The sequence below is a fragment of the Actinomadura gamaensis genome (assembly GCF_042652125.1).
In the GTDB taxonomy this organism is placed as follows: Bacteria; Actinomycetota; Actinomycetes; order Streptosporangiales; family Streptosporangiaceae; genus Spirillospora; species Spirillospora gamaensis.
On record NZ_JBHSIT010000004.1, the window covers coordinates 655,890 to 674,661 of the forward strand.

Here is an 18,772-nt window from a genome sequence, read left to right on the forward strand (position 1 = left end):
GCTTGTATGTTTTCTACCCGGACCGGTTCGCGGCACCACCTCCGGAGGACGGATGTCTCGCAGCTTCAACCTGGCCGACCTGTTCGAGATCGTCGCGGCCGCGGTGCCGGACAAGCCCGCGATCGTCGCGGGCGACCGGCGGCTGACCTACCGGGAGCTGGACGAGCGCGCCAACCGGTTCGCCCACCACCTCGCCGCGCAGGGCGTCGGGCCCGGCGACACGGTCTCGGTGCTCGCCTACAACCGCGCCGAGTGGCTGGAGGCGCAGATCGGCGCGTACAAGCTGCGCGCCGTCCCGGTGAACGTGAACTACCGCTACACCGCCGGCGAGCTGGCCTACGTCGTCGGCGACTCGAACTCGGTCGCGCTCGTCGGCGAGCGGTCGCTGCTGGCCCGGCTCGGCGAGGCGCGCGGCAAGCTGGCCGACCTCCGGCACGTGATCGTCATCGAGGACGGCTCGGACGACGCCGTCCCCGACGCCGTCGAGTACGAGACCGCCCTCGCGGCCCGGGATCCGGGCAACGACTTCGGCGAGCGCTCCGAGGACGACCTCTACCTGCTCTACACGGGCGGCACCACCGGCATGCCGAAGGGCGTGATGTGGCGGCACGTGGACATCTTCATGGCGGCCATGTGGGGCGGGAACCTCATCGGCGACCCGATCCCGACGCCCGAGACGCTCTCCACGAAGGTGCTGGACGGCGGCCTCACCACGATGGTCTGCGCGCCGCTGATGCACGGCGCGGGCATGTGGGTGGCCTGGGTCGCGCTGACGTCCGGGTCCACGCTCGTCCTGTGGACGGGCCGCAGCTTCGACGCCCGGCAGGTGCTGACGATCGCTGCGCGGGAGAAGGCGGTCTCGCTGCTCGCGGTCGGCGACGTCATGGCCCGGCCGCTCATCGCCGAGCTGGAGGCGCGGCCCGGCGAGTACGACCTGTCCGCGCTGCTCGTGATCGCGACCGGCGGCGCGGCGACCTCCCCGGACGTCAAGGCGCGGCTGCACGAGCTGATCCCGACGCTGCTCATGGTGCTGGACGCCTTCGGCGGGTCGGAGACCGGCGCGTCCGGGCAGGCGGTCGAGCCGTCCGCCGACGGGCACCCGCGCTTCATGCCGCGGGGGAGCGACACGGCCGTCCTCGACCACGCGCTGCGGCCCGTCCCGCCGGGCAGCGACGAGATCGGCCAGCTCGCGCGCCGCGGGCACATCCCGCTCGGCTACTGGAACGACGAGGAGAAGACGCGCCGGACGTTCGTCACCGACGCGGACGGCGTGCGCTGGGCGCTCCAGGGCGACATGGCCCGGGTGGACGCGGACGGCGCGATCGTCATGCTCGGCCGCGGCTCCCTGGTGATCAACACCGGCGGCGAGAAGGTGTTCGTCGAGGAGGTCGAGGCGGCGCTGAAGACCCACCCGGCCGTGTACGACGCGCTGGTCGTCGGCGTGCCGGACGAGCTGCTCGGCTCTCGCGTCGTCGCCGCCGTGTCGCTCGCGCCCGATGCGTCCGGCGGGAGCGGCGGGGTTGATGCGTCCGTCTCCGCCGAGGAGCTGATCGCGCACACCCGGCGGAAGCTCGCCGGATACAAGGCGCCCCGCGAGGTCAGGATCGTGGACGAGGTGCGACGCTCGCCCGCGGGCAAGGCCGACTACCGCTGGGCCAAGGGCCTCTACGAGTAAGGAACCCCCTCATGACCGAGATGAACAAGGACAACCTGGGCGTCTGGAGCGAGCCCTTCGAGTTCGCCGTGGAGCGCGACCGGACGATCGAGTACGCCGCCGCGACCAACGACGCCAACCCGCGCTACACCTCGGGCGAGCTGGCCCCGCCGGTGTTCGCGATCGTGCCGGTGTTCCAGGGCATGATCGACCCGCTGTTCAAGGTCGTGCCGGACAGCCTGATCCCGTTCGTCGTGCACGGCGAGCAGGACATGGTGTTCCACCGGCCGATCGAGCCGGGCATGAAGCTGGTCTCGCGGGCGAAGGTCACCGGCTACTCGTCGAAGAAGTCCGGGACGACGGTGTCGCTGAAGCTGGAGACCCGCACGGACGGCGGCGACCTGGTGAACGAGCAGTGGATGGTGTCGTTCTTCCGCGGCTTCCAGGCGGGGGAGACGGTCGGCGAGCAGGCGCCCGCGCACGGCTTCCCCGAGGAGCTGCGGGACGCCGGGCCGGTCGCCGAGGTCACCCAGCACGTGGACGACGACCAGACCTTCCGGTACTCCAAGGCGTCCGGCGACCCGATGCCGATCCACCTGGACGAGGAGTTCGCGAAGAGCGCGGGCCTGCCCGGGATCATCGCGCACGGCCTGTGCACGATGGCGTTCACGTCCCGCGCGGTGATCGAGTCGGTGGCGGGCGGCGACCCGGTCCGGCTGAAGCGGCTCGCGGTCCGGTTCTCCAAGCCCGTCCTGCCCGGCCAGGACGTCACGACGCGGATCTACGACCGGGGCGACGGCGCGTACGCGTTCGAGACGGCGTCCAGCTCCGGCGACGTCGTGATCAAGGACGGGCTGGCCGAGATCGGCTGATCGCCCGCGTTCGGGGGACGGTCGCCGGACCGTCCCCCTACGATGCCCGGCGTGACGGACATTGTGGATTTCGGGGAGTTCGCCGGACGGTGGCACCGGGCGGCGTCCCGCTGGGACGCGCTGCGCGAGTTCCACGACGCGTGGGGGTACACCGTCCGGCCGGACGCGGAGCGCTGGGACCGCTGGTCGGAGAGCGGGCACAAGGCGTACGTCCGCGCCCTCATGCACGGGCCGGAGGCGGACGAGTTCGAGGGCGTCGATCTCACGCTGCCCATCCCCGCCGCCCTGGACGAGTGGTGGGAACTGCCGTTCAACTCGTTCGCGTTCGACGCCCGCATCTACGAGACGAACCCCGAATACCCGCCGACCGTGCGGCCCGACCCGTCCGGCTACGGCGTCGCGAACGCCGTCCCGGAGGACTCGGACCTGATCCCGCCCGGCGCGGACCGCCGCGTCTGCGTCTTCATGGCCGAGAACCAGTACTGCAACGAGTGGGGCTACCCGGCCGCCGAGGCGCACGAGCCGGACCCGCGCGTGCTGGTCAGCCTCGACGAGGACGAATGGGCGCTCCAGGCCCGGTCGATCTCGGAGTTCTTCCTGCAACTGGCCGTCCAGCGCCTGCCGCACGAGCTCGGCCGGTCGGTCCACTTCTACGACCACGACGTGGACGACATGGAGGCGCTGCTCACCCGCGTCCGGGCCGAGCTGCCGGCGTTCGGGTTCGAGCCCTGGTACGAGCTCCAGCAGGACGCGATCGTCCACGGCGGCCCGGACGTGCTGGTCTACGACATGCACGGCGACATGGAGGGCGTCACCGTCGTGGGCCGCACCGCGCGGGCCGTCGTCGACTTCGCCGGACGCTTCGGCCTCGACCTGGACGGCGTCGATCTCACCGAGCCCGGCCGGTAGCGGCGGGCCGGGGCGCACTGGGCACACGGGCCGGGCCGGGCAAGTTTTGAGCCGTGCGGGACGCTGCTCCGCACGGCTCAAGTTCTTGGGTACCGCTAGGGCGCGGTGGTCACGCACTCCGGCGACGGCGCGGGCGCCGGTGCCGGTGCCGGGGCGGACGCAGGCGCCGAGGACGCCGGGCGGCGGTGCTCCAGGGCGACGCGGAGCTGGGCGCGGCCACGGTGGATGCGGCTGCGGACCGTCCCGAGCTTGACCCCGAGCGAGGCCGCGATCTCCTCGTAGGTGAGGCCCTCGATGTCGCAGAGCACGACGGCGGCCCGGTACTCGGGCGCGAGCGAGTCGAGCGCGGCCTGGATGTCGGCGTCGAGATGCCGGTCGTCGTAGGACTGCGCGGGCGAGACCTCGCGTCCTTCGAGGCGCTCGTCGGCGTCCTCGGCGAGCGCGTCGAAGCGGATCCGCTGCTTGCGGCGCGCGCGGTCGAGGAACAGGTTGGTGGTGATGCGGTGGAGCCAGCCCTCGAACGTGCCCGGCGTGTAGGACGACAATGACCGGAACACCCGGACGAACACGTCCTGGGTGAGGTCCTCGGCGTCGTGCCGGTTCCCGGTCAGCCGGTACGCCAACCGGAACACCCTGGTCGAGTGCTGGTCGACGATCTCCTCCCACGTCGGAGGCGTCCACGCCACTGCGCCTGCGCTCACCGCTACCCCCGTCCGATACGTAATCGTTACGGGTCAGCATGCCCGGCCGCGGATAAGAGCGGTGTAAGAACACTGCGGCCAGTTGTGACCAGGGTTTCCGGCGCGCTCGCGTGACGCGTGGGGCGCGGCGCCGCGGACCCGGCCCCACCTGGGGATTCACCCGCCGATCACCTGGCCGACACCCGGCGCCCCTAACGTCCCGCTGTGACCGATCGCTCATCGTTTTACCGAGCGGGCCTCGCCGCGCTCGCCGCCGTCATCGCCTTCCCCGCCGTCGCGTCCGCCCAGACGCGCGACGCGTCCGCTGGAAGGACGCACCGTCCCGGGGCGCGGAGCGCCACGCTGCCGCGGATCCCGCTGGCGCAGTTCCAGAACCGGCTGCTGCCGCACAGCATCGCCGACGACCACGGCGTCGCGCTCGGCGGCATCGGCAGCGACCTCTACCACGAGCCGGGCGCGCCGTCCGACGAGTTCTGGGCGATCACCGACCGGGGCCCGAACGGCACGGCCACCGTGGACGGCGAGGACCGCACGACCTTCCCGGTCCCGACGTTCGACCCGACGATCGTCAAGGTCAGGGCGCACCAGGGCACCTTGAAGATCGTGAAGGCGCTGCCGATCCGGGCGCGGGACGGACGTCCGGTCACGGGTCTGCCGAACGTGCCCGGCCGCGAGGACGCGCCTTACTCGATCGACGGCAAGACCGAGCTGTCCTTCAACCCGGACGGCATCGACTCCGAAGGGCTCGTGCGCACGCGCGACGGCGGGTTCTGGGTCGCCGAGGAGTACGGACCGTCGCTGCTGCACCTGGACCGGCACGGCCGCGTGATCAAGCGGTACGTGCCGCAGGGCTGGCCGGGGCAGGGGTCGCACTCGCCGATCAAGGCGAACCTCCCGGCGATCCTCAACAAGCGCACCTACAACCGCGGGTTCGAGGGCCTGTCGATCAGCCCGGACGGCCGGTACCTGTACGCGGCCGTGCAGAGCCCGCTGTCGAACCCGGACAAGAAGGCGTACAAGTCGTCCCGCAACGGGCGGATCCTCCGGTTCGACCTGCGCAAGGACGAGGTCACCGGCGAGTTCGCCTACCGCTTCGAGGACGTCTGCGCGTTCGACGCCGAGAGCTGCGGCAAGCAGTCGGAGATGAAGATCTCCGCGCTGACCGCCCTCCCGGACGGCCGGATCCTGGTCGACGAGCGCACCGACCGCGTGGCCCGCCTGTACTCGGTGGACGTCCGCAAGGCGACGGACATCCTCGGCTCCCGCTGGGACGACGCGGCCACCACGCCGTCGTTCGAGGCGTCCGCGGAGATCCCGGCGGGCGTGACCGCGCTGCCGAAGAGCCTCGCGGTGGACCTGGCGAGCGTCCCGGGCCTGCCGGGCAAGATCGAGGGCGTCGCGCTCGCGGGACGGCGCACGCTCGCGGTCGTGAACGACAACGACTTCGGGCTGGGCACGTTCGGCCCGGACGGACGTCTTGTCGACAGTGGAGTCCGCACGACCTTGACGTTTATCCGATTCTGAGGGATGTGACCCATCTCATTGGACGTACCGTCCAAAGGTATTGAGTGCGCGCCGGGTGCCGGTAAAAGATCGGTCTCACCCGGTACCCACCCCGAACCGAGGACGTGTGGCCATGGCGCGGAGCTACAACCTGGCGGACCTGCTGGAGATCCTGGCCGAGGCGGGCCCGGACAGACCGGCCCTCGTCGCGGGTGACCAGCGCCGAACGTACGCCGAGCTGAACGAGCGGGCGAGCCGGGTGGGGCACCACCTGGCCGCCGCCGGCGTGCGGCCCGGCGAGCACGTCGCGATCCTCGCCTACAACCGGGCCGAGTGGCTGGAGACCATGCTCGGCATCTTCAAGATCCGCGCCGTGCCGATCCCGGTGAACTACCGGTACGTGTCCGCCGAGCTGCACCACGTGCTGTCGGACTCCGACTCGGTCGCGCTGGTCGGCGAGCGGTCGCTGCTGGCGAAGGTCCAGGACGTCCGGGGCGACCTGCCCCGGCTCCGGCACGTGGTCGTCCTGGAGGACGGCTCGGACGCCGAGATCCCCGGCGCGGTCGAGTACGAGAAGGCGCTCGGCGAGGTCACCGGCGACGACGACTTCCCGGAGCGGTCCAATGACGACCGGTACATCATGTACACCGGCGGGACGACCGGCTACCCCAAGGGCGTCGAGTGGCGCTGCGAGGACATCTTCTTCGGCGCGCTCGGCGGCGGGAACGTCCTCGGCGACCCCGTGACCAGCCCGGAGGCGCTCGCCGCCAACGCCGAGCAGCCGCCGATGGCGGTGCTCGACTGCGCGCCGGTGATGCACGGCGCGGGCCAGTGGGTCGCGTTCATGGGCCTGTTCAGCGGGGCGAAGGTCGTCCTCTACACCGACCACGCGTTCGACCCGGCCAAGGCGCTGCGGCTGCTCGCCGAGGAGCAGGCGAACGTGCTGATGATCGTCGGTGACGTGATGGCGCGGCCGGTCGCCAAGGAGCTGGCGTCCGGCGACCACGACGTCTCGTCGCTGTTCGCGATCGCGTCCGGCGGCGCGCCGCTCACCGAGGGCGCCAAGGACGAGCTGAAGGTCCACCTGCCGAACGTGATCTTCCTGGACAACTACGGCGCGTCCGAGACCGGCGCGTGCGGGCCGTCCGTGGGCGGCAAGGAGGGCACGGCCCGGTTCATGATGAAGCCGGGGATCACCGTCCTCGACGACGACCTGAAGCCCGTCCGGCCCGGCGAGATCGGGAAGCTCGCCCGGTCCGGGCACATCCCGCTCGGCTACTACAACGACCCGAAGAAGACCGCGTCCACCTTCTTCACCGACGCCGACGGCGTCCGCTGGTCGGTGCCCGGCGACTTCGCCTCGCTGGAGGAGGACGGCACGATCGTGCTGCTCGGGCGCGGCTCGCTGATGATCAACACGGGCGGCGAGAAGGTGTACCCCGAGGAGGTCGAGGTCGCCCTCAAGGACCACCCGGACGTCTACGACGTCGTCGTGGTCGGCCTGCCCGACGAGCGGTTCGGGCAGCGCGTCGCGGCCGTCGTCGCGCCGCGTCCCGGCACGGCCCCGACGCTGGAGGAGCTGACCGCGCACTGCCGCGACCGGCTCGCCGGGTACAAGCTGCCGCGCGAGGTGCGGCTCGTCGACGAGGTGCAGCGCACGGCGGTCGGCAAGTCCGACTACAAGTGGGCGAGGTCGGTCTTCTCCGACGCCGCCTCGTAGCAGGAGTCGAACGCCGCGAGGACGGCCGGCCACGAGCACCGGACGGGCGAGGTGGCGCGGTTGTGCGCCGCGATCCGGCCCCGCATCGCGGGGTCGGACGCGAGCCGCGCCAGCGCCGCCGCCAGCTCGCGCGTCGTCCCGCCGAGCAGCCCCTCCCGGCCGGAGGTGACGAAGTCGGCGACGCCGCCGCCCGCCTGCGCGACGACCGGCACGCCCGCCAGCCGCGCCTCCAGCGCCGCGAGCCCGAACGACTCGCGGGCGGCGGGGGCGAGGAACACGTCCGCCGTCTCCAGGACGGTCCGCACCTCGGAGCGGTCGAGGCGTCCGGTCAGGCGGACCCATCCGGTCATGCCGTGCCGCCGCAGGTACCGCTCCATGCGCCGCCGCGCCGGGCCCTCACCGACGACGGTCGCGTGCAGCGGCACCGCCGACGCCGCCTCCCGCAGGACGCGCAGCAGGTTGACCGGCTCCTTGCGCGGGGCTAGCCGTCCGACCGCGACGACGTGGGGCGTTCCGTCCGGCTCATGCTGGAACCCGGGCTTTCCGGGCGTCTTCCCGGACGCGCCGGACGGAGCCTCGGCGTGCCAGCGGGACAGGTCGATGCCGTTCGAGACGACCCGGACCGGGAGCCGCCCGTCCACGACCGCGCGGATCGGCCGCGCCGCCGCCTCGCTCACCGTCGTCACCACCAGCCCGCCGCCGTGGCGGCGCGCCCAGCCCGGGACGAGCGCCCGGTAGACGCTCCGGCTCAGCGGCCCCCACATGCTGTGGACGGTCAGCACGACCGGCGTCCCCGCCGTCCCCAGGCTGTGGACGGCGCGCCACGCGAACGGCGAGACCGCGCCCGCGTGCACGTGGACGACGTCCGGTTTCAGCTCCCCCAGCAGCGGCGCGAGCGACCGGCCGACCGGCAGCTCCCAGGGCAGCGGCGCGACCAGCCGGACCACCGGGAACGGCGGCCCGCCGTCCCCCTCCGCGCCCGCTCCCGCGCCTGTTTCCGCTCCCGCGCATGATCCCGCGTTCGTTCGCGTTTCCGCGTCCGGGTGGCGCGGGCCGGGGGTGGCGGTGGCGACGACGACGTCGTGGCCGGTGGCGAGCTGCGCCCGGGCCAGCTCGTCCACCTGCACCTCGATGCCGCCGAGCCGGGGCGGGAAACAGTCGCTGACGTGGAGAATCCGCACCCCACGACCGTGCGGTCGGGGGGTGCGGCGACACGCCCGACCGCGCGGGGGATGGGCGAGCCTTGACCCGGACCGGGCCCGTTCTTCACGCCGTCCGGGAATCTAGTTCCCGTGCGACGAACCTGCGTCTTCTTCCATGCCCATCCGGACGACGAGGCGCTCCTGACGGCGGGCGCGATGGCCCGCCTGGCGGCCGAGGGCCACCGCGTGGTCCTGGTCGTCGCCACGGCGGGCGAGCGCGGCCTCACCGCCGCGGAGGGCGCGGTCGCGGAGGGCGCGGTCGCGGAGGGCGCGGTCGCGGAGGGCGCGGTCGCGGGACGGGAGGCCGGAGGGGGCGAGATCCGCCGGGCGCGGCTCGGCATCGTGCGGACGGCCGAGTTACACGCGTCGGCCCGCGCACTGGGGTGCGAGCGGGTCGTCCTGCTCGGGTACGAGGACTCGGGCCTCGACGGGGACGCGCCGGGCGGTTTCGCGCGGGCGCACGTGGCGGTCGCCGCCGCCGAACTGGCCGAGCTGCTGCGCCAGGAGGCCGCCGACCTGCTGGTGGTTTACGACCCTGTGGGCGGATATGGACATCCCGACCACGTCCAGGTGCACCGGGTGGGGACGGAGGCGGCGAGGATGGCCGGGACGCCCGTCGTCCTTGAGGCGACCGTGGACAGGGATCTGCTGCTGCGCGTCCTACGCGGCCTCGCGCGCTGCCGGCTGCTGCCGAAACCGGTGGACGTGGCGTCCTTCGAGAACGCCTACACGCCGGGGGCGGAGATCACGCACCGGGTGCCGGTGGGGAGGTTCGCCGCCGCCAAGCGGGCCGCGATGGCGGCGCACGCGACCCAGACCACCGGCGGCGACTCCGTCCGGACGCTCGCCGCGCTGCTGCGGCTGCCGGGGCCGCTGTTCCGCCGGGTACTCGGCACCGAGTGGTACGTCCGGCGCGACGTGCCGCGCGGGACCGTCCTGCGGCATCCGCTTGAGGCGTGGCCGCGCCCATCCGCTGATCACGATCCCGCGCCGGACGGCGGAACATGGCCGCGCCGATCCGGGGACCATGATTCCGCGCCGGACGGCGGAACATGGCCGCGCCGATCCGGTGATCAGGACCCCATGCCGGACGGGCCGGCGGTGGTCGCGGATTCGGCGGGGCTTTGAGCGGCCGGGCCCGGATCGTCCTGTCGGCGCTGTCGCTGGCGGGCGCGCTCGCCCTGCTCGTCGCGCTGCCGTACCTGGTCGGCGTGAACTGGGCGGAGATCGGTCGCGAGCTGTCCCGGCTCGCCCCCTGGGAGCTGGCGGGGCTCACCGTCCTGTGGCTCGCGGGCCTCTGGGCCTACACCTTCGTGCTCACCGCGTCGCTGCCCGGCCTGACCAACTGGCAGGGGTTCCTGCTCAACGCGGTCGGCAGCGCGGTCAGCAACCTGCTCCCGTTCGGCGGCGCGGCGGGCGTCGCGATGACCTTCGCGATGGCGCGGGGCTGGGGGCACCGCAACGCCTCGATCACGGCGTCCGCGCTGGTCACGGGCGTGTGGAACGTGCTGTCGCGGCTGCTGCTGCCCGCCGTCGGGATCGTCGCGCTGCTGGTCGCGGGCGAGCTTCCGGACCGCCGGACGGCCGCCATGGCGCTGTTCGCCGCCGCCGTCCTGCTCGGGATCGTCGCGATGCTCGCGCTCGCGCTGCGCTCGCCGGGCGCGGCCCGCGCCGTGGACCGGAGGCTGCGCGCGCTCGCCCTCCGCCTGCCCGGACGCGCCGGGCGCCGGCTGCTCAGGAGCGACGGCGCGCTGTCGTCGGTCCGGGACAGGACCGTGGACGTGCTGCGCACCGGCTGGCGCGGCCTCACCGCCGGCATGACCGCCTACCTGCTCCTCCAGGCCGCGCTGCTGTACGTGTGCCTGCTCGCGGTCGGCGCGCACGTGCAGGCCGCCGAGGTGGTCGCCGTGTTCGCGATCAACCGGATGCTCACCACCGCCGTCGTCACGCCGAGCGGCGCGGGGATCAGCGAGACCGGCACGGCCGCGCTGCTCGTCCATTTCGGCGTCCCCGCCGGACCGGCCGCCGCGGCGACGATCCTGTACTCCTTCTACACCTACGCGGTGGAGATCCCGACGGGCGGCGCGGGCTGGCTGGCCTGGCTGATGCGCCGTCGGCCCGCGGTTCCGGGTCCCGTCGCCGAGCACCGGGTGCTGGTCCGCAAATGACTCGTTGTGAGCGAATCGTTACCGGTCGTGGAACATGCCTTGAGCGCGGACGACCGATAACCACCTCATGGGGGGAGAAGGGGTGATGCTGCTCGCGCGCCGGTATCGCCTGCTTTCGGTGGTGGGACGCGGCGGGATGGGCACGGTCTGGCGGGCGCACGACGAGATGCTGGACCGGGACGTGGCCGTCAAGGAGGTCCGCCTGCCGGACCGGCTCACGGTCGGCGAGCGGCGGCTGGCGTGCCGCCGGATGGTCGAGGAGGCCCGCGCGACCGCGGCGCTCCGGCACCCCGGCGTCGTCCAGGTCTTCGACATCGTGATGGAGGACGGCCGCCCCTGGATCATCATGGAGTACCTGAAGGCGCGCTCGCTCCAGCAGGTGCTCTCCGAGGACGGCCCGCTCCGGCCAGTCCGCGCCGCCGGGGTCGGTCTCGCGCTGCTGTCGGTGCTGCGCACCGCGCACAACGCCGGGATCCTGCACCGCGACGTCAAGCCGTCCAACGTCCTGCTCTGCGACGACGGGCGGGTGCTGCTCACCGACTTCGGGCTCGCCGTCCACACCGACGGCGGGCGGGAACTGGAGGACACGCTCGTCTCCGGGATCGAGGGATCGCCCGCCTACCTGCCGCCCGAGCGGGTGCGCGGGCAGCCCAGCGTCACGGCGTCCGACCTGTGGTCGCTCGGCGCGACCCTGTACGCGGCGGTCGAGGGGCGCTCGCCGTTCTCGCGCGGGCACGCGCTCGCGTCCATGATCGCGGTGCTGCTCGGGGAGTACGCGGCCCCGCGCGCCTCGCCCGAGCTCAACCCCGTGATCATCGGGCTGCTCCGCGAGGACCCGGACGACCGCCTGTCACCCGAGGCCGCGGACAGGCTGCTGCGCCGCGCCCTGCGCACACTGCCGGACGGCGCGGAGACGCGCGGCCCGGAGCGTCGCGCCGCCGCGCGCATGCCCGCGTCGCGACGGCCGCGGGCCGGGGCGCTGCTCGGCCTGGGCTGCGCGCTGGCCGCGGTGGCGGCGCTCGGGGCCTGGTCGGCGCGGTGGAACTCGGTCAGCAAGAGCGCCTCGTCGGTGATGCAGCCGTCCCCCGGGGCGGCCGGGCAGACGACCGTCTTCCACGCGGACGGCGCGTTCAGCGTCGAGGTGCCCGCGGCGTGGCGCGAACACCGCGTCCACGACGGCGTCTCCTGGAACGACCCGTCCGGGGACGAGGGCCTGACCATCGTGCGCGCTCCCGGGGACCCGCTCACCGGCCTGCGCGCCGACGAGAGGCGGGCCACCGCCGCCAGGACCTATCCCGGCTACCGCAGGCTGCGGCTCGAAGCCGCGCCGGATCTCGCGCGGGACGCGGCGGAGTGGGAATTCACCTGGAACGGGAACGGCAACGGCAACGGCAACGGCAACGGGAACGGCGGATCGCGCGGCCTGCGCAGCCGCGTCGCCGGATACGAATTCTCCTTCTACACCCGCGCTTCGCGGTGGACGCCCGGAGAACGCCTCTACGACCGCGTCCTGCGGTCGTTCGACCCGGAACCCTCCACCGGCGACTAGGACGCCCAGCCGCTCGGACCAGCCGCTCGGACCAGCCGCTCGGGCCGGCCGGTGGGTCCGTCCGCGACGGGGACGGTCAGAGGGCCTGCTGCATGCGGAGCAGGAACTCGGCGTTCGAGGTGGTGCCCTTCATCCGCTCCAGCAGGAGCTCGATCGCCTGCTGCTTGTCCATGCCGGACATCGCGCGGCGGAGCTTCCAGTTGAGCTCCAGCTCCTCGGGGGACATGAGCAGGTCCTCGCGGCGGGTGCTGGACGCCTCGACGTCCACGGCCGGGAAGACGCGGCGGTCGGCGAGGCCCCGGTCGAGCTTGAGCTCCATGTTGCCGGTGCCCTTGAACTCCTCGAAGAACACCTCGTCCATCCGCGAGCCGGTCTCGACGAGCGCGGTGGCGAGGATCGTCAGCGACCCGCCGTTCTCGATGTTGCGGGCCGCGCCGAAGAACTTCTTCGGCGGGTACAGCGCGGTCGTCGCGACGCCGCCGGCGAGGATCCGGCTGCTGGACGGGGCCGCGAGGTTGTAGACCCGGCCGAGCCGGGTGATCGAGTCGAGCAGCATGACCACGTCGTGGCCCTGCTCGACCAGGCGCTTGGCCCGCTCGACGGCGAGCTCGGCGAGCGCGATGTGCTCCTCGGCCGGACGGTCGAAGGTGGAGTGCACGACCTCGCCGCCGACCGAGCGCTGGAAGTCGGTGACCTCCTCCGGCCGCTCGTCGATCAGCACGATCATCAGGTGGCACTCGGGGTTGTTGGCCGCGATCGCGTTGGCCAGCGCCTTGAGGATCATGGTCTTGCCGACCTTCGGCGGCGCGACGATCAGGCCGCGCTGGCCCTTGCCGATCGGCGACACCAGGTCGATCACGCGGGTCGCCATGGCCCCGGTGTCGAGGCGGAGCCGCTCGTCCGGGAACAGCGGCGTGAGCGTCCCGAACTTCGGCCGGTCGGCGGCGGCCTCGGGGGACAGCCCGTTGACCGTCTCGACGGACGCCAGGGCCGCGTACTTCTCCCGGCCCGACCGGGGCGGGCGGGCGGTGCCGACGACGATGTCGCCGGGCCGCAGGTGCGCGTCGCGGACCTGCGCCTGGGTGAGGTGCACGTCGTCCGGGCCGGGCAGGTAGCCCGAGGTGCGGACGAACGCGCGGTTGTCCTGGAGGGTCAGGATGCCGTGGAACGGCACGACGGGCAGCGCCTGGGCCTCGGCCTGGCCGTTCGACGGCGCGGTCTGGGCCGTGGCCGGTGCGGTGGCGGGTGCGGTGGCGTCCGCGCCGTCGGCGGTGCGGGCGGGGGTGCGGGCCGGGGTCGTCCTGGCCCGGGTGCGGCGACGCCGATCGGCCTGCGTGGGCACGGTGGCGTGTTCTGCCGTGGTGGTAGTGGTCATGCGGGTCCCTTCAGACGGCCGCCCCTGGCGGCGCGTGGTCGAGAGGAACGAATGAGGGAATCAGGCGATCGGCCCGGCGTGCGGGACGGAAGAGTCGGCTCCCTGGAAGGCTGCGGGCGGCACGTGGCCGCGCGGGCTGTCACCGGGCGCTCAGAGGCCCGGGGCGGGGAACGAACGCGCCTCCCCGGCTCGGATCTCGCCGGTCACGGACCGGAGGCGTTGATTTGACAGTACAGCACATTCCCCGCTGCGCGCATTCCCACCCCTCCCCCGTATCCCGTCCCGGCCCGGCGTGCGCGGGCGAGGACGAGGTTCCCACGCGCCACCGACACCCGCGACCACGGGCCTCCGACACCCGCGGCCACGGGCCTCCGACACCCACGGCCACCGCGGCCCCGGGGCCGTCGGCCACCCTCGCCGTCCGGGCGCTTCAGGGGGTTTACGTACGATGGCGTCGCGTACGGGCGGAAGGGGCGGGGATGACCTCGGGCGAGGGGCGGGACGGGCTGCGCTGCGCGGTCGCGGACGGCGTGGGCACGATCACGATCGACCGGCCGGCCAAGCGCAACGCGATGTCCGCCGAGATGTGGCGCGAGCTGCCCGTCCTGCTGGACGGGCTGGCCGCCGACCCGTCCGTGCGGGTGCTGGTGCTGACCGGCGCGGGCGGTGACTTCTGCGCGGGCGCGGACATCTCGGAGCTCGCCGACATCAACCGGCACGACAAGGGCCACCTGTCCACGCTCGCCGAGGAGGCGCTGGCGGCGTTCCCGAAGCCGACCGTCGCCGCGATCGAGGGCTTCTGCGTGGGCGGCGGCTGCCAGCTCGCGGCGGCCTGCGACCTGCGGTTCGCCGCCGAGGACGCGCGCTTCGGGATCACCCCGGCCAAGCTCGGCATCGTGTACCCGGCCTCGGCGACGACGCGGCTGGTCCGGCTGGTCGGGCCGTCCGCCGCCAAGTACCTGCTCTACTCGGCCGACCTCGTGGACGCCGCGCACGCGCTGCGGATCGGGCTGCTGAACGAGACCGTCCCGGCGGGGACGGTGCGCGAGCGGGTCGCGGAGTTCACCGCCACGCTCGCCACGCGCTCGCTGCTCACGCAGTGCGCGACCAAGGACATCGTGGACGCCATCGCCGCCGACCGCCCGGTGGACGACCTCGTCCGCTCCTGGCTGGACGAGGTCGTGGCGGGCGGCGACGTCTCCGAGGGCGTCGCGGCCTTCCTGGAACGCCGCCGCCCCGACTTCACCTGGACGGGCCGGGCCTAGAGCGCGGTCGTGGCGGTCGCGTCGCAGAACCGTCCGGGCGGGAGGCGGCGCAGCCGCTCGGTCCAGGAGGCCGGATCGGCGAGCGGGTCGGCGTCGGCCGTGCGCAGCTCGGCCAGCGGCAGCACCCCGCAGAGCAGCGCGTTCGGCGTCCGGACGAGCACCAGCGGCCCGACCTGCGCGCCTCCCGGCCCGACGTCCCGGAGGGCGGAGAGCAGCCGCCGGGCCGCCGCGACGTCGCCGCCGTCCGCGACCCGCGCCGGCTCCGACGGTTCCCGCGCCCCTTCCGGCCGGGTCGCCTTCTCGGCTTCCTCCGCGTCTTCGGCCCGGACGTGCGGGGCCGGGGCGGGGTGGGCGTCCGGAGGCGGCGCGGTCTCGGGCCGGGCGTCCCGAGGCGGCGCGGTCTCGGGCCGGGTGTCCGGGACCGGTTCTGGACGCGTCGCGGTGAGGTGCCTGGACGCCGGGCCGGTCGCGATGTCGGCGCGCAGGATGCGCAGCAGGTCGATGAAGTCCCGTTCCAGACCGCGCGGACTGCGGCCCGACAGGTAGTGCCGGACGATCCCGTTCCGCTCGTCGGTCAGCTCGACGCGCATCCCGTAGCGGGTGACGAAGCGCTCGTAGGCGGGGGCCAGCGCGGCGGCGTCGCCGCGGAGGGCGCCCGCGACCGTGTCCACCGGGTCCGCGCCGAGCGAGGCGGCCACGGCCTGGTCGAGGCGGGCCACCAGGTGGCGGCGCAGCGCGGCGAGCTCGGGCGCGATCCGGTCGTCCACGCGGCGGTTCAGGGCGCGGGCGCGCTCGTCCAGGTCGGCGACCGTGCCGGTGGTGCGGAGCTGCTCCAGGGCGAGGGAGTCCAGCCGCTCGCCGTGGTCGGCGCGCAGCCGCGCGACCTCGTCCCCGGCGTCCTTGAGCGCGGCGATCTGGGTGCGCATGTCGGCGATCTGCGGCTCGACGCCGGTCCGGCGGCGGTCGAACGCCAGGTACAGCTCCCGGCCGGCGATGGCCAGGCAGAGCAGGGACAGGACCACCGTGATCGTCATCGCGCGCTCCCACGGGCCGTGTTGCGGAGCACGTTAATTGACGGTCCGCGTCCTGAACACCCCGGATGCGCCGGGTGGCGCGAGTGACGCCTGTGGCGTGGTTGTGGCGGGGCACCGGCTTTGGCAGGGTGTTCGCCATGAAGCCACGTACCGTTCGCAAGAGCGTCACGCTGGTCGGGGGAGTGGCGGCCGTGGCCGTGGCCCTCGCCGGGTGCGGGGACACCAAGGCGGGCAGCAAGGCGTCCGGCGCGTCGTCGGACGTGACGGCGTCGCCCGGCGCGTCGACCGGCGCGGCGACGCCCGGCAAGGCGGGGCCGGAGACGGCGCCCACGCACGTCAAGGAGGGCGAGCGCGGCGGCACCGCCGCGCACTGCGAGTCGGCGGCGCTGGGGGCCGAGTTCCAGCGGCAGCCGTGGAGCGGGCGGGGGCACGTGTTCGCGACGCTGATCCTCACCAACCGGTCGGCGAAGCCGTGCACGCTCGCCGCCGGATGGGCCACGTTCGGCAAGGGCGCGGGCGGGAAGTTCACCGAGCTGCGCACCACCCGCGCCGAGATGCCGGGCGAGGGCTCGACGATCACCCTGAAGCCCGGCACGTCGGCCTTCGAGGGCGTGAAGTACGACGCGACGGACGGCTGCCCCTCGATCGGCGGCTTCGGCGTCCGGCTGCGCGGCGGCTGGATCGACGTGCGCACGCCGGGCCGGCGCGCTCCGATCCCGCTCTGCCCCGACTCGTTCACCGCCGGGACGATCCAGCCGGCCATGAACGGGGTGAACTTCCGCCACTGACCACCACGGGCGGGTTGGCCAGGCGGACCGTCCGGGCGGATCAGCTGTTCAGGTAGGCGAGCACCGCCAGGACGCGCCGGTTGTCGTCGTCGGAGACGGCGAGGTCGAGCTTGGCGAAGATGTTCGCGGTGTGCTTGGTGACCGCCCGCTCGGTGACGACGAGCTGCTGCGCGATCGCCGCGTTCGAGCGGCCCTGCGCCATCAGCTCCATCACCTCGCGCTCGCGCGGGGTGAGCCGGGCGAGCGGCGAGTCGTCCCGGCCGCGCGCGACGAGCCGGGCGACGACCTCCGGGTCCATCGCGGTGCCGCCGGACGCGACCCGCCGCACCGCGTCCACGAACTGCCCGGCGTCGAACACGCGGTCCTTGAGCAGGTAGCCGATGCCGCCCGAGCCGTCCGCGAGCAGCTCGCGGGCGTAGAGCTGCTCGACGTACTGCGACAGCACCAGGACGGGCAGGCCCGGCACCTGCCGGCGCGCTTCGAGCGCGGCCTGGAGCCCCTCGTCGGTGAAGGTCGGCGGCAGCCGCACGTCGACCACCGCCACGTCCGGACGGTGGTCGATCAGCGCCTTGAGCAGCGAGGGGCCGTTGTCCACGGCCGCCGCGATCTCGAAGTCGTGCGCCTGGAGCAGGCTGACCAGCCCTTCGCGCAGCAGGGCGAGGTCTTCGGCGAGCACGACGCGCAACGGTGTCTCCGTCAAGGGGTGAGGAGCGCGCAGGGCAGCTCCATGGTGACGATGGTCGGGCCGCCCGGAGGTGAGCTGAGGGCGAGCACCCCGTCGAATGTACCGATCCGCCGCTCGATTCCGCGAAGTCCGGTACCGCCGGACATCGACGCGCCGCCGTTCCCGTCGTCGGTGACGGAGATCCGCAGCGTCCCGGCCTCGTACCGGACGTCCACCCAGGCGTGCCGCGCGCCGGAGTGCTTGGCGACGTTCGTGAGGATCTCCGAGACGGCGAAGTAGGCGGCCGACTCGACCGGGGCGTCGGGACGTCCGGGCAGGTCCACGGCGACCTCGACGGGCAGCGGGTGGTCCAGCGCGAGCGCCTTGACCGCGTCGCCGATGCCCCGGTCCGCGAGCACGGGCGGGTGGATGCCGCGGACGAGGTCGCGCAGCTCCGACAGGGCCTTGGCGGACGAGGCGCGGGTCTCGGCGAGCAGCGTCCGCGCGCGGTCGGGATCCTTGTCCAGCAGGTGCTCGATCGCGCCGAGGCTCATGCCCATCGCGACGAGCCGGGCCTGCGCGCCGTCGTGCAGGTCGCGCTCGATGCGGCGCAGCTCGCGGGCGGAGGTGTCCACGGCGTCCGCGCGGGTCTCGGCGAGGTGCCGGACGCGCAGCGCCAGGCGGGACTTCTCGGTCGGGCCGAGCATGCTCTGCGTCCAGCGGCCGTAGACGTCCATCAGGCGCGGGCCGAAGTAGAGGCCGAGCAGGGCGTACACCGTGGCGAGCCCGGCGATCAGCCCCGCGTTGACCGGGTGGTCGGAGAAGCTGCCCTGGAGCGGGATGAAGGTGTACCACTCGTTCCCGCTGTGGGACACGATGATCCGCCCGAGGAAGGTGGCCAGCAGCCACCCGTACACCCCGTAGAGCACGGCGAAGAACGACAGGGCGCCGGTGAACAGGCAGACGACGGGGTCCACCAGCATGAACGCGACGTCCCGCCAGGTGGCCGGGTCCTGGATGATCGCGATGAACCGCTGCACGGGGTTGCCCTCGGGGACGGGCAGGTAGGGCCGCTCGACCGTCCGGCCCGTCCAGCGGGAGACCAGGCCGCGGTAGGTGTCGAGCAGGCCGCGCACCAGCAGCACCGCGGGCGGCACGAGCAGGATGCCGAGACCGATCCCGACCAGCGAGAACGCCGTGGTCATGAGGATCGAAGCGAACAGCAGCGGGAACGACAGCAGCCACAGCCGCAGCCCCTGCCAGGGCACGCTCGCGTGCCGGCTCAAGCAGCTCCTCAGACCAACGTCGCCGTCCACCGGTTCCTCCATCGTTCTCGCCGTCCCCCTCATTCTCGGTCCGGGCCGCGGG

At 73.5% G+C, this 18,772-nt stretch carries 16 protein-coding genes; 10 read left to right on the plus strand and 6 right to left on the minus strand.

Annotated features, from left to right (window positions below):
- The first annotated feature begins 52 nt into the window (after window positions 1–52).
- The 3 genes from ACFPCY_RS17150 to ACFPCY_RS17160 are packed head-to-tail and all read left to right on the plus strand — an operon-like array spanning window position 53 to window position 3,435.
- Window positions 53–1,675 (plus strand): acyl-CoA synthetase, encoded by a 1,623-nt coding sequence (locus ACFPCY_RS17150; RefSeq protein WP_378256225.1) that lies wholly within the window; start codon window positions 53–55, stop codon window positions 1,673–1,675.
- Between the two features lie 11 nt (window positions 1,676–1,686).
- Window positions 1,687–2,526, plus strand: coding sequence for a MaoC/PaaZ C-terminal domain-containing protein (locus tag ACFPCY_RS17155; protein WP_378256227.1), 840 nt, complete (start codon window positions 1,687–1,689; stop codon window positions 2,524–2,526).
- Window positions 2,527–2,577: 51 nt separating this feature from the next.
- Window positions 2,578–3,435, plus strand: coding sequence for a hypothetical protein (locus ACFPCY_RS17160; RefSeq protein WP_378256229.1), 858 nt, complete (start codon window positions 2,578–2,580; stop codon window positions 3,433–3,435).
- A gap of 95 nt (window positions 3,436–3,530) precedes the next feature.
- Here ACFPCY_RS17160 and sigE read toward each other — a convergent pair whose 3' ends face one another.
- Window positions 3,531–4,136 carry an RNA polymerase sigma factor SigE gene (sigE, locus tag ACFPCY_RS17165; RefSeq protein ID WP_378256231.1) on the minus strand — a complete coding sequence of 202 codons (606 nt, stop codon included), beginning with the start codon at window positions 4,134–4,136 and terminating at the stop codon, window positions 3,531–3,533.
- A 204-nt stretch (window positions 4,137–4,340) separates the two neighbouring features.
- Here sigE and ACFPCY_RS17170 point away from each other — a divergent pair, with 204 nt between their 5' ends.
- Both ACFPCY_RS17170 and ACFPCY_RS17175 read left to right on the plus strand, forming a co-directional pair.
- Entirely contained in the window at window positions 4,341–5,660 is a 1,320-nt protein-coding gene (locus tag ACFPCY_RS17170; RefSeq protein ID WP_378256233.1) for an esterase-like activity of phytase family protein, read from the plus strand.
- A 112-nt stretch (window positions 5,661–5,772) separates the two neighbouring features.
- Window positions 5,773–7,359: an acyl-CoA synthetase gene (locus tag ACFPCY_RS17175; RefSeq protein WP_378256235.1), complete on the plus strand. Its 1,587-nt coding sequence runs from the start codon at window positions 5,773–5,775 to the stop codon at window positions 7,357–7,359.
- Here ACFPCY_RS17175 and ACFPCY_RS17180 read toward each other — a convergent pair.
- Window positions 7,317–8,540: a glycosyltransferase family 4 protein gene (locus ACFPCY_RS17180; RefSeq protein ID WP_378256237.1), complete on the minus strand. Its 1,224-nt coding sequence runs from the start codon at window positions 8,538–8,540 to the stop codon at window positions 7,317–7,319. The genes ACFPCY_RS17175 and ACFPCY_RS17180 overlap by 43 nt on opposite strands.
- Window positions 8,541–8,651: 111 nt before the next feature.
- Here ACFPCY_RS17180 and ACFPCY_RS17185 point away from each other — a divergent pair, with 111 nt between their 5' ends.
- From ACFPCY_RS17185 to ACFPCY_RS17195, 3 genes are all read left to right on the plus strand, one after another.
- Window positions 8,652–9,689: a PIG-L deacetylase family protein gene (locus ACFPCY_RS17185; protein ID WP_378256238.1), complete on the plus strand. Its 1,038-nt coding sequence runs from the start codon at window positions 8,652–8,654 to the stop codon at window positions 9,687–9,689.
- A complete protein-coding gene (locus ACFPCY_RS17190; RefSeq protein WP_378256240.1) occupies window positions 9,686–10,729 on the plus strand; it encodes a lysylphosphatidylglycerol synthase domain-containing protein in 1,044 nt (347 codons plus the stop codon). Before ACFPCY_RS17185 ends, ACFPCY_RS17190 begins: the two co-directional genes overlap by 4 nt.
- 67 nt (window positions 10,730–10,796) lie before the next feature.
- A complete protein-coding gene (locus ACFPCY_RS17195) occupies window positions 10,797–12,278 on the plus strand; it encodes a serine/threonine-protein kinase (RefSeq protein WP_378256241.1) in 1,482 nt (493 codons plus the stop codon).
- Window positions 12,279–12,354: 76 nt separating this feature from the next.
- On the opposite strand, the gene rho is transcribed toward ACFPCY_RS17195, so the two are convergent.
- A complete protein-coding gene (gene rho, locus ACFPCY_RS17200; RefSeq protein ID WP_378256243.1) occupies window positions 12,355–13,653 on the minus strand; it encodes a transcription termination factor Rho in 1,299 nt (432 codons plus the stop codon).
- A 479-nt stretch (window positions 13,654–14,132) separates the two neighbouring features.
- On the opposite strand from rho, the gene ACFPCY_RS17205 reads away from it, so the two are divergent.
- Complete coding sequence (locus tag ACFPCY_RS17205) at window positions 14,133–14,918, plus strand: enoyl-CoA hydratase/isomerase family protein (RefSeq protein WP_378256245.1); 786 nt, start codon at window positions 14,133–14,135, stop codon at window positions 14,916–14,918.
- Here ACFPCY_RS17205 and ACFPCY_RS17210 read toward each other — a convergent pair.
- Window positions 14,915–15,952: a hypothetical protein gene (locus tag ACFPCY_RS17210; protein ID WP_378256247.1), complete on the minus strand. Its 1,038-nt coding sequence runs from the start codon at window positions 15,950–15,952 to the stop codon at window positions 14,915–14,917. The two genes, ACFPCY_RS17205 and ACFPCY_RS17210, sit on opposite strands and share 4 nt — an antisense overlap.
- Before the next feature lie 137 nt (window positions 15,953–16,089).
- Between ACFPCY_RS17210 and ACFPCY_RS17215 the strand changes: the two genes are divergently transcribed.
- Entirely contained in the window at window positions 16,090–16,740 is a 651-nt protein-coding gene (locus ACFPCY_RS17215) for a DUF4232 domain-containing protein (protein WP_378256249.1), read from the plus strand.
- 40 nt (window positions 16,741–16,780) lie between these two features.
- Here ACFPCY_RS17215 and ACFPCY_RS17220 read toward each other — a convergent pair whose 3' ends face one another.
- Window positions 16,781–17,425, minus strand: a complete 645-nt coding sequence (locus ACFPCY_RS17220) for a LuxR C-terminal-related transcriptional regulator (RefSeq protein WP_378256457.1) — start codon at window positions 17,423–17,425, stop codon at window positions 16,781–16,783.
- An 11-nt stretch (window positions 17,426–17,436) separates the two neighbouring features.
- Window positions 17,437–18,690: a sensor histidine kinase gene (locus ACFPCY_RS17225; RefSeq protein WP_378256250.1), complete on the minus strand. Its 1,254-nt coding sequence runs from the start codon at window positions 18,688–18,690 to the stop codon at window positions 17,437–17,439.
- Between the last annotated feature and the right edge of the window lie 82 nt (window positions 18,691–18,772).